9 protein-coding genes and 3 rRNA genes are annotated in these 15840 nt (G+C 63.6%); 6 read left to right on the forward strand and 6 right to left on the reverse strand.

The window, feature by feature from the left end:
• The first annotated feature begins 165 nt into the window (after window positions 1-165).
• From QNO12_RS07870 to rrf, 4 genes are all read left to right on the forward strand, one after another.
• Window positions 166-1224 carry a GmrSD restriction endonuclease domain-containing protein gene (locus QNO12_RS07870; RefSeq protein ID WP_257502221.1) on the forward strand — a complete coding sequence of 353 codons (1059 nt, stop codon included), beginning with the start codon at window positions 166-168 and terminating at the stop codon, window positions 1222-1224.
• Between the two features lie 429 nt (window positions 1225-1653).
• Window positions 1654-3175, forward strand: a 16S ribosomal RNA gene (locus QNO12_RS07875).
• Between the two features lie 455 nt (window positions 3176-3630).
• A 23S ribosomal RNA gene (locus QNO12_RS07880) occupies window positions 3631-6734 on the forward strand.
• Window positions 6735-6868: 134 nt separating this feature from the next.
• Window positions 6869-6985, forward strand: a 5S ribosomal RNA gene (gene rrf / locus QNO12_RS07885).
• The 16S, 23S and 5S rRNA genes sit together here, the layout of an rRNA operon.
• A 105-nt stretch (window positions 6986-7090) precedes the next feature.
• Here rrf and QNO12_RS07890 read toward each other — a convergent pair.
• Window positions 7091-9097: a DUF262 domain-containing protein gene (locus QNO12_RS07890; RefSeq protein WP_257503883.1), complete on the reverse strand. Its 2007-nt coding sequence runs from the start codon at window positions 9095-9097 to the stop codon at window positions 7091-7093.
• Window positions 9098-9323: 226 nt separating this feature from the next.
• Here QNO12_RS07890 and QNO12_RS07895 point away from each other — a divergent pair, with 226 nt between their 5' ends.
• The gene (locus QNO12_RS07895; RefSeq protein WP_257503882.1) at window positions 9324-10097 is read left to right on the forward strand and encodes a hypothetical protein; all 774 of its coding nucleotides are present in this window, start codon (window positions 9324-9326) and stop codon (window positions 10095-10097) included.
• A gap of 206 nt (window positions 10098-10303) precedes the next feature.
• Window positions 10304-10807, forward strand: coding sequence for a DUF3145 domain-containing protein (locus QNO12_RS07900; RefSeq protein WP_257503873.1), 504 nt, complete (start codon window positions 10304-10306; stop codon window positions 10805-10807).
• 140 nt (window positions 10808-10947) lie between these two features.
• Here the strand turns inward: QNO12_RS07900 and QNO12_RS07905 are convergent, their stop codons facing one another.
• The 5 genes from QNO12_RS07905 to QNO12_RS07925 form a co-directional block, all read right to left on the reverse strand.
• Window positions 10948-12186, reverse strand: a complete 1239-nt coding sequence (locus QNO12_RS07905; RefSeq protein ID WP_257503872.1) for a beta-ketoacyl-[acyl-carrier-protein] synthase family protein — start codon at window positions 12184-12186, stop codon at window positions 10948-10950.
• An 86-nt stretch (window positions 12187-12272) separates the two neighbouring features.
• Window positions 12273-12521: an acyl carrier protein gene (locus QNO12_RS07910; RefSeq protein WP_257503871.1), complete on the reverse strand. Its 249-nt coding sequence runs from the start codon at window positions 12519-12521 to the stop codon at window positions 12273-12275.
• Window positions 12522-12588: 67 nt separating this feature from the next.
• Window positions 12589-13590 (reverse strand): beta-ketoacyl-ACP synthase III, encoded by a 1002-nt coding sequence (locus tag QNO12_RS07915; protein WP_257503870.1) that lies wholly within the window; start codon window positions 13588-13590, stop codon window positions 12589-12591.
• 30 nt (window positions 13591-13620) lie between these two features.
• Window positions 13621-14535: an ACP S-malonyltransferase gene (locus tag QNO12_RS07920; RefSeq protein WP_257503869.1), complete on the reverse strand. Its 915-nt coding sequence runs from the start codon at window positions 14533-14535 to the stop codon at window positions 13621-13623.
• An 85-nt stretch (window positions 14536-14620) separates the two neighbouring features.
• Window positions 14621-15838, reverse strand: coding sequence for a PucR family transcriptional regulator (locus QNO12_RS07925; protein WP_257503868.1), 1218 nt, complete (start codon window positions 15836-15838; stop codon window positions 14621-14623).
• Window positions 15839-15840: the final 2 nt, after the last annotated feature.

A 15840-nucleotide genomic window follows, 5' to 3' on the forward strand; every position in this document is an offset into this window, starting at 1 on the left:
TAACGGCCGCCTGCATAACCCGCAGCGCGTGGCCGCTGCCACAATATCGGCGCCGTGCATATAGCATTCACCTCGTTGACTTTCACAGGGGAAAATCATGGGGACCCGTTGCCAAAAGTTCGCCTCGAAGAGACGCGCCGTGTCGGCGTGGGCTGAGGTGGTCCTGTGACGGTGCCGCCGCGCGCGTCTGCTCCGGGAAAGGTGCACAGACGCCTGCCGATGTGGGCCTGGGTGCTGATCGGGTTCCTGATCACGGGGAGCCTCAGTGCAGTTGTGCTCGGCCCCCAGAACAAGGAGCCCGCCGCCGCAGCGAGGGCCATCCCGGCCGCGACGCCGACCCCGACCCCCACGTCGGTTGCCGCGCCGGAGCCGGATGAGACGCTGGTCGCATTCGCGGGGGATGCCGCCACGGTCTCGGACAGGTCTGCGACGGCGGACAGGACCGCGCTGGCCGTCCTGGCAACGCTCGAGGTGAAGGGACGCGCGGCGCGGACCGGGTATGACCGGGATCAGTTCGGACAGCGCTGGCTGGATGTCGACCGAAACGGCTGCGACACCCGCAACGACACCCTTGCTCGGGACCTGACCGCCGTGGTGAAGTCCGGAGTCTGCAAGGTCATGAGCGGTGTCCTCGCGGACCCGCTCACGGGGACCAGCATCAGCTTCGTCCGCGGCCAAGGGACCTCCGAACTGGTGCAGATCGACCATGTCGTGGCGCTCTCGGACGCATGGCAGAAGGGAGCCCAGCAGCTGACTGCCGACCAGCGCGCAACGTTCGCGAACGATCCGCTGAATCTGCTTGCCGTGGACGGCAAGTCCAACGCGCAGAAGGCCGACGGGGACGCGGCGACCTGGTTGCCGAAGAACAAGGCGTTCCGCTGCGCATACGTCGCCCGGCAGGTATCGGTGAAGGCGACGTACAGGCTGTGGGTGACCCAAGCCGAACACGATGCCATCGCCCGCGTCCTCGCGGGGTGCCCAGAGGAACCCGCAGCGACCTCGGCGTACGCCGCTCCCGCTCCCGCGCCTGCACCCGCGCCCGCCGAGCCCGCACCGGCGCCCGTGCAGCCAGCGCCCGTGGAGCCGGCCCCCGCCCCACCGGTGAGCGTCTACTACGAGAACTGCACCGCGGTGCGCGCCGCCGGTGCCGCACCCATCCGAGCCGGCGAACCGGGCTACTCGAGCAAGCTCGACCGAGACGGCGACGGCATCGGCTGCGAGTGAGAATCAGACCCCGGATGTCAGTCTGGTGGCCGTGGTGCAGGTTCGGGATTTCGTGGGGTAAGCTAGACAAGTTGCCCCGCGAGACCGGCTGAAAGGCCTAAACGCAGGGCGGACCTGACTTCTCGTGAGTCGCGGTCGATGATTGTGCTTCCGGCGGAAACGTTGGATTGTGCGGATTTGACAGGCGGGTCGCGGGGAATAAGATAGAGAAGTTGCCCTGATGGGGATGCCGAGAGGCTGACCTGCGGGAGCATCCGATCCTTGAGAACTCAACAGCGTGCACTTGTCAAATGCCAAAAAACCTCGCGGTCAGCTTTGCTGGCCGGTGAGATTCTTTTGAGATTAAACGGATTTGTCAGTAATGACATCCGATCGTCAGTTCAAACTCGCTCGGTCGAACCTATTCCGGTTCGTTCGCAGCAAAATTCTTTTACGGAGAGTTTGATCCTGGCTCAGGATGAACGCTGGCGGCGTGCTTAACACATGCAAGTCGAACGGTGAAGGAGAGCTTGCTCTCTGGATCAGTGGCGAACGGGTGAGTAACACGTGAGCAATCTGCCCCTGACTCTGGGATAAGCGCTGGAAACGGCGTCTAATACCGGATACGAGCTGCGAAGGCATCTTCAGCAGCTGGAAAGAACTTCGGTCAGGGATGAGCTCGCGGCCTATCAGCTAGTTGGTGAGGTAATGGCTCACCAAGGCGTCGACGGGTAGCCGGCCTGAGAGGGTGACCGGCCACACTGGGACTGAGACACGGCCCAGACTCCTACGGGAGGCAGCAGTGGGGAATATTGCACAATGGGCGCAAGCCTGATGCAGCAACGCCGCGTGAGGGACGACGGCCTTCGGGTTGTAAACCTCTTTTAGCAGGGAAGAAGCGAAAGTGACGGTACCTGCAGAAAAAGCACCGGCTAACTACGTGCCAGCAGCCGCGGTAATACGTAGGGTGCAAGCGTTATCCGGAATTATTGGGCGTAAAGAGCTCGTAGGCGGTTTGTCGCGTCTGCTGTGAAACCCCGAGGCTCAACCTCGGGCCTGCAGTGGGTACGGGCAGACTAGAGTGCGGTAGGGGAGATTGGAATTCCTGGTGTAGCGGTGGAATGCGCAGATATCAGGAGGAACACCGATGGCGAAGGCAGATCTCTGGGCCGTAACTGACGCTGAGGAGCGAAAGGGTGGGGAGCAAACAGGCTTAGATACCCTGGTAGTCCACCCCGTAAACGTTGGGAACTAGTTGTGGGGTCCATTCCACGGATTCCGTGACGCAGCTAACGCATTAAGTTCCCCGCCTGGGGAGTACGGCCGCAAGGCTAAAACTCAAAGGAATTGACGGGGACCCGCACAAGCGGCGGAGCATGCGGATTAATTCGATGCAACGCGAAGAACCTTACCAAGGCTTGACATATACGAGAACGGGCCAGAAATGGTCAACTCTTTGGACACTCGTAAACAGGTGGTGCATGGTTGTCGTCAGCTCGTGTCGTGAGATGTTGGGTTAAGTCCCGCAACGAGCGCAACCCTCGTTCTATGTTGCCAGCACGTAATGGTGGGAACTCATGGGATACTGCCGGGGTCAACTCGGAGGAAGGTGGGGATGACGTCAAATCATCATGCCCCTTATGTCTTGGGCTTCACGCATGCTACAATGGCCGGTACAAAGGGCTGCAATACCGTAAGGTGGAGCGAATCCCAAAAAGCCGGTCCCAGTTCGGATTGAGGTCTGCAACTCGACCTCATGAAGTCGGAGTCGCTAGTAATCGCAGATCAGCAACGCTGCGGTGAATACGTTCCCGGGTCTTGTACACACCGCCCGTCAAGTCATGAAAGTCGGTAACACCTGAAGCCGGTGGCCCAACCCTTGTGGAGGGAGCCGTCGAAGGTGGGATTGGTAATTAGGACTAAGTCGTAACAAGGTAGCCGTACCGGAAGGTGCGGCTGGATCACCTCCTTTCTAAGGAGCATCTGGCACTCTTCGGGGTGTCCAGGCGCCGGATTCGGGACGTATGTTCTCGACCGGTAGCTCATGGGTGGAACATTTGATGAGGTGCGAAGGAAGGTGTTTTTCACTCAGTACGCTGCTTGCAGCCGGAACGGTGGGGGATGGTGGAGATCGCACATGCACGCTGTTGGGTCCTGAGGGACCGGATGTGCTCGGATTTTTTCGGGCCAGACGATTACTCAGGACCTTTTCTGGTTTGCCGGTTTCGGTGAGCGGGGGAGGGTACCGCCCGTACTTTGAGAACTACACAGTGGACGCGAGCATCTTTGAGATGGCTTTCGTGATGGATGTGCCGGCTTGCTGGTGTGTGTGTTGCGTAGGTCGTTTCATCAAGATGATCTTTTAAAGATCATTAGTCAATTTCAAACCGGATTTAGGTCCGGGCCGAAGAGACGAACTCATGTGATTTTCAAGTCTTTAAGAGCAAACGGTGAATGCCTTGGCATCTGGAGCCGAAGAAGGACGTAGCAATCTGCGATAAGCCTCGGGGAGTGGATAAGCACACTTTGATCCGAGGATGTCCGAATGGGGAAACCCCGCTGGGCGGCGTGCCGACCTAGTGACTCCCGCCTGAATATATAGGGCGGGTAGAGGGAACGTGGGGAAGTGAAACATCTCAGTACCCACAGGAAGAGAAAGCAACCGCGATTCCGTTAGTAGTGGCGAGCGAAACCGGAACAGGCTAAACCGAGTACGCGTGATATCCGGCAGGAGTTGCGTATTCGGGGTTGTGGGACTTTTCGGGCTGCTCTGCCGAGCAGCCGGCGTTACAAGAAGGTATAGACGAACGGCATTGAAAGGCCGGTCATAGAGGGTGTGAACCCCGTAGTCGAAATGCCTCCCTTGGCGCGAAGAGTATCCCAAGTAGCACGGGGCCCGAGAAATCCCGTGTGAATCTGTCAGGACCACCTGATAAGCCTAAATACTCCCAGATGACCGATAGCGGACAAGTACCGTGAGGGAAAGGTGAAAAGTACCCCGGGAGGGGAGTGAAATAGTACCTGAAACCGTTTGCTTACAAACCGTTGGAGCCTCCTTAGTAGGGGTGACAGCGTGCCTTTTGAAGAATGAGCCTGCGAGTTAGCGATATGTGGCGAGGTTAACCCGAGTGGGGTAGCCGTAGCGAAAGCGAGTCTGAATAGGGCGATTCAGTCGCATGTCCTAGACCCGAAGCGAAGTGATCTATCCATGGCCAGGTTGAAGCGACGGTAAGACGTCGTGGAGGACCGAACCCACTTAGGTTGAAAACTGAGGGGATGAGCTGTGGATAGGGGTGAAAGGCCAATCAAACTTCGTGATAGCTGGTTCTCTCCGAAATGCATTTAGGTGCAGCGTTGCGTGTTTCTTGCCGGAGGTAGAGCTACTGGATGGCCGATGGGCCCTACAAGGTTACTGACGTCAGCCAAACTCCGAATGCCGGTAAGTGAGAGCGCAGCAGTGAGACTGTGGGGGATAAGCTTCATAGTCGAGAGGGAAACAACCCAGACCACCATCTAAGGTCCCAAAGCGCGTGCTAAGTGGGAAAGGATGTGGAGTTGCTTTGACAACCAGGAGGTTGGCTTAGAAGCAGCCACCCTTGAAAGAGTGCGTAATAGCTCACTGGTCAAGTGATTCCGCGCCGACAATGTAACGGGGCTCAAGCACGCCACCGAAGCTGTGGCATTGATATTATTGGTAGGCCTTCGTGGTCCAGCCGTATTGATGGGTAGGAGAGCGTCGTGTGGCCAGCGAAGCGGCGGTGTGAACCAGCCGTGGAGGCTACACGAGTGAGAATGCAGGCATGAGTAGCGAAAGACGTGTGAGAAACACGTCCTCCGAAAGACCAAGGGTTCCAGGGTCAAGCTAATCTTCCCTGGGTAAGTCGGGACCTAAGGCGAGGCCGACAGGCGTAGTCGATGGACAACGGGTTGATATTCCCGTACCGGCGAAGAACCGCCCAAACCAATCCAGTAATGCTAAGTGTCTGAATCCCAGTGACCGATCCCTTCGGGGTGAGGCGTTGGGCCTAGCACACGACCCTATGCTGAGGCGGTTAGCGTATTAACAGGTGTGACGCAGGAAGGTAGCCCAAGCCAGGCGATGGTAGTCCTGGTGCAAGTGCGTAGGCCGAGTGATAGGCAAATCCGTCACTCATTAAGGCTGAGACACGATGCGGATAAAAAGTGGGTGATCCTATGCTGCCAAGAAAAGCATCGACGCGAGGTTCAAGCCGCCCGTACCCCAAACCGACTCAGGTGGTCAGGTAGAGAATACCAAGGAGATCGAGAGAATCGTGGTTAAGGAACTCGGCAAAATGCCCCCGTAACTTCGGGAGAAGGGGGGCCTTCGACGTATTAGGACTTGCTCCGAAAGCGTTTGGAGGCCGCAGAGACTAGTGGGTAGCGACTGTTTACTAAAAACACAGGTCCGTGCCAAGTCGCAAGACGATGTATACGGACTGACGCCTGCCCGGTGCTGGAAGGTTAAGAGGACCGGTTAGCCGCAAGGCGAAGCTGAGAATTTAAGCCCCAGTAAACGGCGGTGGTAACTATAACCATCCTAAGGTAGCGAAATTCCTTGTCGGGTAAGTTCCGACCTGCACGAATGGCGTAACGACTTCCCAACTGTCTCAACCGCGAACTCGGCGAAATTGCATTACGAGTAAAGATGCTCGTTACGCGCAGCAGGACGGAAAGACCCCGTGACCTTTACTATAGTTTGGTATTGGTGTTCGGTGTGGCTTGTGTAGGATAGGTGGGAGACTTTGAAGCGTGGACGCTAGTTCATGTGGAGTCATTGTTGAAATACCACTCTGGTCACTCTGGATATCTAACTTAGAACCGTAATCCGGTTCAGGGACAGTGCCTGATGGGTAGTTTAACTGGGGCGGTTGCCTCCTAAAGAGTAACGGAGGCGCCCAAAGGTTCCCTCAACCTGGTTGGCAATCAGGTGGCGAGTGTAAGTGCACAAGGGAGCTTGACTGTGAGACTGACAGGTCGAGCAGGGACGAAAGTCGGGACTAGTGATCCGGCAGTGGCTTGTGGAAGCGCTGTCGCTCAACGGATAAAAGGTACCTCGGGGATAACAGGCTGATCTTGCCCAAGAGTCCATATCGACGGCATGGTTTGGCACCTCGATGTCGGCTCGTCGCATCCTGGGGCTGGAGTAGGTCCCAAGGGTTGGGCTGTTCGCCCATTAAAGCGGTACGCGAGCTGGGTTTAGAACGTCGTGAGACAGTTCGGTCCCTATCCGCTGCGCGCGCAGGAAATTTGAGAGGATCTGACCCTAGTACGAGAGGACCGGGTTGGACGAACCTCTGGTGTGTCAGTTGTTCCGCCAGGAGCACCGCTGATTAGCTACGTTCGGGATGGATAACCGCTGAAAGCATCTAAGCGGGAAGCCGGCCTCAAGATGAGATTTCCATGCCTTCGGGCGAGAGGCTCCCAGCCAGATTACTGGGTTGATAGGCCGGATGTGTAAGCGTGGCAACACGTGCAGCTGACCGGTACTAATAAGCCGATGACTTGATAATCACCGTTCCAGGTGCTTGCGTCCACTGAGTGGTTCTCGATGTACGGTCGAGAACCGCATGAGCTGCGTCCACGCAGCGACCGCTACATTCGTGTAGCAATTCATGCTTTTGAACGATTGAAACATCAATAGTGTTTCGGCGGCCATAGCGTGAGGGAAACGCCCGGTTACATTCCGAACCCGGAAGCTAAGCCTCACAGCGCCGATGGTACTGCAGGGGGGACCCTGTGGGAGAGTAGGACACCGCCGGACTTCTTTCGTGAAATGGCCACCCATCGCTGGGTGGCCATTTCTCGTTAACGCACCGACCCGACGCAGAGCGTGCACCGCCTGCGGGACGGCCGGTGCACGCGGCTCCTACATCGCGGCGCCGATATAGGAGTACTTCACGAACACCTCCGCAGCAAGGTCGGCCTCTTCCAGCACGCCCTGTACTGCGGTGAGCATGTACTTGGAGTCCCAGCCCATGTAGAGGAAGTGGGACTCGTCCAGCGCGTCCCAGTGGCCGTTCCACGCCTGCGCTGTGTAGATCGGCCCACCGCGCCGTGCGCTGAAGGCCACGACGTCTGCGCGTGCATCCGCCCACAGCCGTTTGAACACGCGGTTGAAGAGGTATTTGACGTCGTGCACCTCCCAGTGCTCGCCGCGGTACTCCACGTATTCGAACTCGCGCTGCCAGCCGCGGGGCCAACCGCGCCGACGCTGTGCGTCGAGGATGGGAGTCAGTCCATCGTCGTCGATGCCGACGATCGGGGGGTGCGCCCAGACGGCGAGGATCGCGTCGGTGAGCTCCACCGTCCGTGCGGCGATCGCCGCAGTGCCCCATACCGGGACGTCGGCGATCTCGCGGGTCGTGGCGATGGCGCTCCGTGCGTAGGCGGGCCGCTTGGCGGGGAAGGACTGGTCGGCGATCCGCTCCGCGATGGGGTCCTCGACGAGAGCGAGGTTGCCCAGCGTGCCGGCCAGCGCGCGGTGGCTGTTCTGCTCGTCCTCGCTGTAGTCCGCCCACGTGCGGGTGCCGTCCCCACTCCAGCCGTCGCCGGGGGCGAGCGGCAGGACGTGGTCGACCGCAAGATCGGCAAGGCTCTCGACGTCCGCCAGACGCGCCAAAACGTAGGCGGGATGCGGAAGGTCGCTGTACTTCAGAGCCACCCGCACCCGTTCGTCCGACGGTGTGATCCGGCTGAACGCGTTCTCCAGCGTGCGCTGGCCCTGCTCGCGCGCGCGGCACAGCCGCGCCACCAGTCGGTCGGTGCTGACGCCCACGATGCTTCGTCGCAGCAGGAGCGATTGGATGTCGTCGAGGGTCGCGACCATCGCTGCCTTGTCCAGCTCGCCACGCGCATAGTCACGGTAGGCGCGCATCACGAGCGGGTACATGCCGCGCCCGAACGTGTTGAGCTGGCCCAGGATCTTGGCGATGTCGGGGTCGGGCGCGTGAGCCGGACCGAGCAGGATGCGATAGATCTCCGAGTACTGCTTCCACTCGGCGGCGTGCACGCGCAGGCTGTCGAGCTCGAGCCGCGGGAACTCCTGCCGGAACGCGTCATAGACCCCACGTTCCCCGGGCAGGGTCACCTCGCGTCCGGTTCGCATGACCAGGAAGTGGCGCCAGAAGCTTCCGATCGACTCACCGGTGTTCTGCTCGATGGGGACCCAGAAGGAGTCTTCGATCTCGCTCTGCTCGAGGTGGGAGAGCCCCATCAAGACGTAGTTGTGGATCAGCTCGTGATCGCGCAGCGGTTCGCCGGTGGAGTTGAGGCTTTCGAAGATCTGCTGGGCATTGGCACCCGCGCCGAGCGTGATCGCCACGTGCTCGAGCTTCTGCAGGCCGCCCCAGATCCGCGGGGCTTCCTCCGCGCTGATCTGGCTGCGGAAGAAGGCGTAATTGTCGTCGAAGCGGGATTCCCGCTGTTCGTCGTCGGGGGAACGGCGGTCCAGAACGACGCTCTCGAACACGTCCGCCCACGCACGATGCGGTCGCAGCTTGGTCCGTGTCGGGTCGGACGCGCGGACGAGGACTCTTTCCAGGTCGCCGGCCAGATCGGGCCGATCGGACTTGACGGTGTGGTGCAGCGCCGCGACCAGAAGCATGAGGGTGGTGATGCGCTGCTGCCCGTCGATCAGCACCAGCTCCGCGGATCCCGCATCGATGCTGAGGGAGGAGAGCACCGATCCGATGAAGTGCATGTGCCGGTCGTCCGAGTCGGCGACGGCGCGGATGTCGGCGAGAAGCTGTTCGCAGGCGCCGATGTCCCACCGGTACTGGCGCTGGTAGACCGGGACGACGATGGTCGCCTCCGAACCGGACAGCCACGCGATGGTGTTGACTGCGGTCGCATCGATATTCGTGGCAGTGGCCATGGTTTCGCTTCGCCCCTCGGAACGCTGTGTGTACGGCGTGCGAACCCTCGCTGAGACGGACAACGCCGCCGTCGAGCCTAGTTGATCCGTCCTCCGACCCGCCTGGAAGCGCCGGGGGATCGCGGTCCCGGCTGCGTTCGGGGAGCCCTCGGGACCCCGATGTAGGCTTGCCTAAGTCGGGCCTGTTAAAACGTGCTGGCCCCCTACGAAAGGCATGATCCTCATCATGGGTTACATCAAATCCGCCGCTCTGGAAGAGACCGGCTATGTCGTCCTCGATCGCTACAACCAGGAGTTGGATCCCAAGGAGTGGCTCGATCTCGAGTACAACGACTGGAAGTCTTCCGGGGACACCCGCTTCGCGCCGCTGGCCAGCTTCGCCGGCGACATCGAGTGCAACGGATTCTGGAATCACAAGCCGCCGCGCACGGACAAGGACGGCGTGTGGATCCCCTCGCAGGTCGAGAAGGCCCCGAACCTGACCCGCCGCGCTCAGGAGCCCGGTGCGAACGTCGGGCGGTGCCGTGTCATCGAGCTGCAGCCGAACACCTACGCGGATTGCCTCTACAACCTGCACCAGGATGACAACAACCGTCTGAACCCGGACGGTACCGGCTGGGTCGTGCGGGGATTCTTCAACCTCACCGATGACAAGGACAGCTACTTCGTCCTGCGCGAGAACCGCACCGATCCCAGTGTCGAGCACCGCATCGCGCTCCCGGCCGGCGCCCAGCTGATCGTCGACACGCAGCGTCTGTGGCACGCAGCGACCCACACGGGCGACGAGGCGCGATACTGCCTGATCACGTCCTGGACGTCCGGCCCCGAGCTGGACGCGTACATCGAGAAGTACCACGGCCAGGCGCGCGTCCCGAACGTCGAGGTGCCTCAGGACGTGCTGGACGCCGGACAGGCCGAGCAGGCCCGCCGGCTGGCCGCCCGCGCCGCGTACTATGCGGCCAAGGGACAGGCCGAAGTGACTGCGATGAGCGAGGCCTGATCGCCGGACCTGCAGCGGCCGTGGCCCCGACCGATCGGTCGGGGCCACGGCCTTCTCGATCGGTGCGGTCACCACATCGCGAATCGCTGAATGACAGTCTTGTCATTCGCGCTGGCGGTAGGCGATAATGGCAAGCACAACCGCACAGCCACGAACGCTCCGGATCAGGTCGTAGGGGAAGACGCACCTGACGAAACGGAGAGATCATGGCGACGACCAAGGCGCGTGGAGTGATCTTCATTCACTCCGCGCCACGTGCATTGTGCCCCCACCTCGAGTGGGCTGTCGGTCGCGCCCTCGGCCATCCGGTCAGCTTCGACTGGGCGGAACAGCCTGTGCTCTCGGGCAGCCGCCGCGCGGAGTTCTACTGGGAGGGGCCGGCCGGAACCGGTGCCGCCCTGGCAACGGCGATCCGGGGATGGGAGCATCTGCGGTTCGAGGTGAGCGAGGATCCCACCCCGCGCAGCGACGGCGGCAGGTGGCTGCACACTCCCGGCCTCGGCATCCACTACGCGCAGACCGACACTGCCGGCAATGTGGTGGTCGGCGAGGACCGCATCCGCTACGCCATGGAGCTGGCCGCCGGCGACCCCGTTGAGCTGCACCAGGAGCTGCAGGTCGCCCTCGGTGCGGCGTGGGACGCGGAGCTGGAGCCGTTCCGCCACGCGAGCGATGACGCATCCGTGGTCTGGCTGCACAAGGTGAGCTAGACCCGAAGAGGCTTCAGGCGGATCGAGGCGCCACTACCGGCAGTCGGAGGCCGACAATCCCGGATGCCGAGACCGCGAATCGCCGCCTGAAACGACAGACGCCCCCGCGTCGTTCGCGGGGGCGTCTGTCGTGCGGCGGATCAGACCGATGCGAAAGCCACGACGGCGTTGTGCCCGCCGAAGCCGAACGAATTGCTGATGGCCAGCTGGGGACCGTCACCGAGCGGGATCGGCGAGCCGGAGACGCGCAGCGGGATGTCGGGGTCCTGCGTGGTCAGGTTGATCGTCGGGGGGGCTTGCCCGTCGCGAAGCGCCAGGATCGTGAAGATCGCCTCCAGCGCACCCGTTCCACCGAGCAGGTGGCCGGTCGAGGCCTTGGTCGCCGACACCGGGATCTCGTGCACCCGATCGCCGAAGACGCTCAGCAGCGCCCGGTACTCCGCGATGTCGCCGGTCGGGGTCGAGGTGGCGTGCGCGTTGATGTGCGTGACGTCGTCCACCGACGCACCGGCCGCCTCGAGCGCGAGGCGGACCGCCCGGGATGCCCCCAGACCCTCCGGCTCCGGCGCGGTGATGTGGTACGAGTCGGCGGTGATGCCGCCGCCCGCCACGACGGCGTAGATCTTCGCCCCGCGCGCTCGTGCGTGCTCCTCGGTCTCCAGGACGACGGCGGCGGCACCTTCGCCCATGACGAAGCCGTCACGGTCGACGCTGTACGGGCGTGAGGCGTGCCCAGGATCGTCGTTGCGCCGGGACAGCGCCTGCATGGACGCGAAGGAGGCAACGGTGATCGGGTGGATCGCGGACTCCGTGCCTCCTGCGATCACGATGTCGGCCAGACCGAGCCGCAGATGCTCGAGAGCATTGACGATCGACTCCGTGCTCGACGCGCAGGCCGACGCGACGGTGCGTGCATACGCTCGGGCGTTCAGATGCATCGACACCGCCGCCGCCGCCGCATTCGGCATCAGCATCGGGACGGTCATCGGCATCACGCGCCGAGGGCCCTTCTCGCGCAGAGTGTCCCACGCATCCAGCAGTGTCCAGACGCCGCCGATGCCGGTGGCGAAGTCGACTCCGAACCGTTCCGGTTCGACATCCGGACTGCCGGCGTCCGCCCAGGCCTCACGTGCCGCGACGAGCGCGAACTGCGCGGCGGGATCCAGGCGCTTGGCTTCTGGGCGTTCGAGCACCGTCTCGGGACGAACCAGCGCCTCTGCGGCGAAGGTCACGGGCAGCTCGTACTGAGACACCCATTCGTAGTCGAGGGTGCGCGCACCCGAGGCGCCGCTCATCAGGGCGGACCAGCTCTCCGGAGCGGTCCCTCCGATCGGAGACGACGCTCCGATCCCGGTGACGACGATGCGTGACGTGGTCATGTAGGTGAGTCCTTGTTCCTTGCAGTCAGGGCCGACAGCCCACGGCTGATGTGCCGGTGGGGGCACGCGGCCCCCACCGGTTGCGCTCACGCCTGGTTCGACGTGATGAAGGTGACGGCGTCGCCGACGGTCTTGAGGTTCTTTACCTCGTCGTCGGGGATCGTGACGCCGAACTTCTCCTCGGCATTGACGACGATCGTCATCATCGAGATCGAGTCGATGTCGAGGTCATCCGTGAAGGACTTCTCGAGGGCTACCTCGTCTGTCGAGATCCCCGTCTCGTCGGTGATGAGCTCGGCGAGTCCGGCGAGGACTTCGTCGTTGCTGAATGCCATTGTTTCTCCTGTTCTTCGGCGGTGCCCCGTCGGGGCCTGTTCAGTCTAGGGTCGGGTCCCGTCTGCCTCAGGGCAGGACGACGACCTGCGCGCCGAAGACGAGTCCGGCACCGAACCCGATCTGCAGAACGAGACCCCCGCTCAGTTCGGGGTGCTCTTCGAGCAGGCGGTGCGTGGCGAGGGGGATGGAGGCGGCCGAGGTGTTGCCGGTCGTCTCGATGTCGCGACCGATGACGACGCCTTCGGGCAGCTTGAGCTGCTTGGCGAACTCGTCGATGATGCGCATGTTGGCCTGGTGGGGCACGAACGCAGCCAGATCGGATGCTTCGACCCCGGCCGCGGCGAGAGCCTGACGCGCGACCTTCACCATGTCCCACACGGCCCAGCGGAAGACCGCAGGACCCTCTTGGCGGAGGGTCGGCCACGGTGCTTGGCCGTAGCGGAACTCGTTGAGCGTGTGGTTCATTCCGACCGCATCGGCGCGCGAGCCGTCCGAGCCCCACACGGTGGGGCCGATGCCCGGGGTCTCACTGGGCCCGATCACGACGGCGCCGGCGCCGTCGCCGAGCAGGAAGGAGATGCTGCGATCGGCCGGGTCGACGATGTCGCTCAGCTTCTCGGCGCCGACCACGACCACGTAGTTCGCCGCGCCGCCGCGGATCAGCGCGTCGGCCTGGGTGACGCCGTACGCGAATCCCGCACAGGCGGCATTGATGTCGTAGGCGGCGGCCGGGTTCGCTCCGATCCGGTCGGCCACGATCGCCGAGACGGAGGGAGTCTGCTTCGGGTTGCTGACCGTGGCGACGATGACCGCGTCGATCTGCTGCGGATCCACGCCGGAGCGGGCGACGGCTTCGGCCGCGGCATCCGTCGCCAGCTCGATGGCGGTCGTCTCGGGCACGGCGCGGGTGCGCGTGATGATGCCGGTGCGCTGACGGATCCACTCATCGCTGGAATCGATCGGCCCGATCAGGTCGTCGTTGGGCACCGAGAGCTCCCCGCGGGCGGCGCCGTAGGAGTAGATGCGCGTGTGCGCCGGCCCGGTCGGCTGGGTGAGCGTGCGTGTCATGCGGAGTCTCCGGTCATGCGTCGGTGCCGTTCATGCTGCGACGCTGCGGAGCAGCGCCTGTGCGGCGGAAAGGTCGTCGGGCGTCTTGACGGCGACACCCGGCACGCCTCGCAGCGCACGCTTGGCCAGGCCGATGAGGGTTCCGGCTGGGGAGAGCTCCACGATTCCGGTGACATCGTCGGCGGCGAAGGCCGCCATGCACAGATCCCACCGCACCGGCGAGGCGACCTGGTCGACCAGCAGGTCGACGAACTCTGCGCCGGAGCCGATGCTCGCCCCGTCCCGGTTCGACCAGATCCTCCGGTCAGGGTCCGCGGGGGTGATCGCGCCGGCGGCCTGACGGAGTGCGTCCACGGCGGGGGCCATATAGCGGGTGTGGAAGGCGCCCGCGACCTGCAGCGGAATGACCCGGGTCCCGGCCGGCGGGTCGGCGGCCAGAGCCTGCAGGGCGGGCAGTGACCCCGCGGCGACGAGCTGGCCGGCGCCGTTGTAGTTCGCGGGAGTCAGGTCCAGCTCGTCCAGCCGCGCGACGATGGCATCCTGGTCGCCGCCGATGATCGCGCTCATTCCGGTCTGCTCGGCCGAGGCGGCCTCGGCCATCGCCCGTCCGCGGATCCCCACGAGGCGCAGCGCATCCTCTTCGCTCAACACCCCGGCGGCCGCCGCGGCGGCGAACTCGCCCACGGAGTGACCGGCGACGCCCGCGAAGCCGTCGCGGTCTGCCACCGCGCCCCACGACAGCAGGCTGGCGGCGACGATGAGAGGCTGCGCGACCTGGGTGTCGCGGATGCGCTCAGCGTCCCACTCCGTCCCGGCGGCGGTCAGATCCACCCCGGCCCACTCGGAGTACTCGGCCAGACGATCGGCAGCGCCGTCGAGCTGAAGCCACGGTGTGAGGAACCCCGGTGTCTGGGAGCCCTGCCCGGGAAAGGCGGCGATGATCACTGTTCCATCCTGCCAAGTATCGAACAGACGCCTCTGGCGATCTCGTCACAAGAATCGACGCGACCTTTGTGAGTGGCGTACAGCCTCATCCGGTTACTCGTCGGAGAGAGGGGACGCGTCGGCGGGTGGTGTCCGTTCCGATCGAGCCCAGGATGAGGGCCGTCTGCAGGATGAGCGCCTCGCGCGGCCCGGTCGCGTCCCAGCCGATGACATCCGATACGCGCTTGAGACGGTAGCGGACCGTGTTGGGGTGGACGAACAGCTCGCGGGCGGTGGCTTCCAGCGAACGCCCGTTGTCCAGGTAGCTCCACAACGTGGTGACCAGGTCGGCGCTGTGCGCCTGCAGCGGGCGGTAGATGCGCTCGACCAGCGTCTGCTTGGCCAGCGGGTCGCCGGCCAGCGCCCGCTCCGGCAGCAGGTCATCCGCCTCGACCGGGCGGGGCGCATTGCGCCACGCCCGCGCGACTGCGAAACCGGCGAGTGCGGCCCGTGCGCTCTGGCTCGCATCGACGAGGGCGGGCACCGCCGGCCCGAGGACCAGGTATCCCGGCCCGAAGCCGGGCTCGAGCCGCTTGGCGATCTCGGGGAAGGGCAATTCGGGTTCGTCCTCCGGGCGCCCGGGCAGCTCGGCGCGGCCCAGGACCAGCACGAGGCGCGATCCCTGCACGCCGATGAGCACGTCGACTCCGAGCTTGCGCGCGGTCCGGCGCAGCTGGTCGACGTCGAACTGCGGGGGAGTGGTGCCCACCAGCACCGCAACCTCCCCATGGCCGTGCCAGCCCAGTGCGGCGATGCGGCTCGGCAGCTCCTCGTCCGCCTCGCCGGTCAGGATCGAATCGACGACCAGCGCCTCCAGGCGCGCATCCCACAGCCCTCGAGCCTCTGCAGCGCGGGCGTAGACGTCTGCCGCGGCGAACGCCACCTCACGCGAGTACAGGAGGATGCCTTCGCGAAGGTCGTTGCCCTTGCCCGCGACACGCTGCTCGGTGACCTCGACGGTGACGCGGATGAGCTGCAGAGTCTGGGTGAGGCTCACACTGCGCAGCAGTTCGCGGGGGGCGGCAGCGAAGATGTCCGCGGCGATCCAGGGTGTCGAGTCCGGGTCGTCGTACCACTGGATGAATGACGAGATGCCCGCCTGCGCGACCAGCCCGACGGCCGATCGGCGCGCCGGCGGCATCTCCGCGTACCAGGGGAGGGTCTCCTCCAGCCGCCGGTTCGTCGCCGTCGCCAGATCGCCCGAGATGCGACGCAGCCATGCGAGCGTCTCGGTCTTGTCCATCTGTGCCGGACGAGATGCCATCC

The organism is Microbacterium sp. zg-B185 (genome assembly GCF_030246885.1).
Classification (GTDB): domain Bacteria; phylum Actinomycetota; class Actinomycetes; order Actinomycetales; family Microbacteriaceae; genus Microbacterium.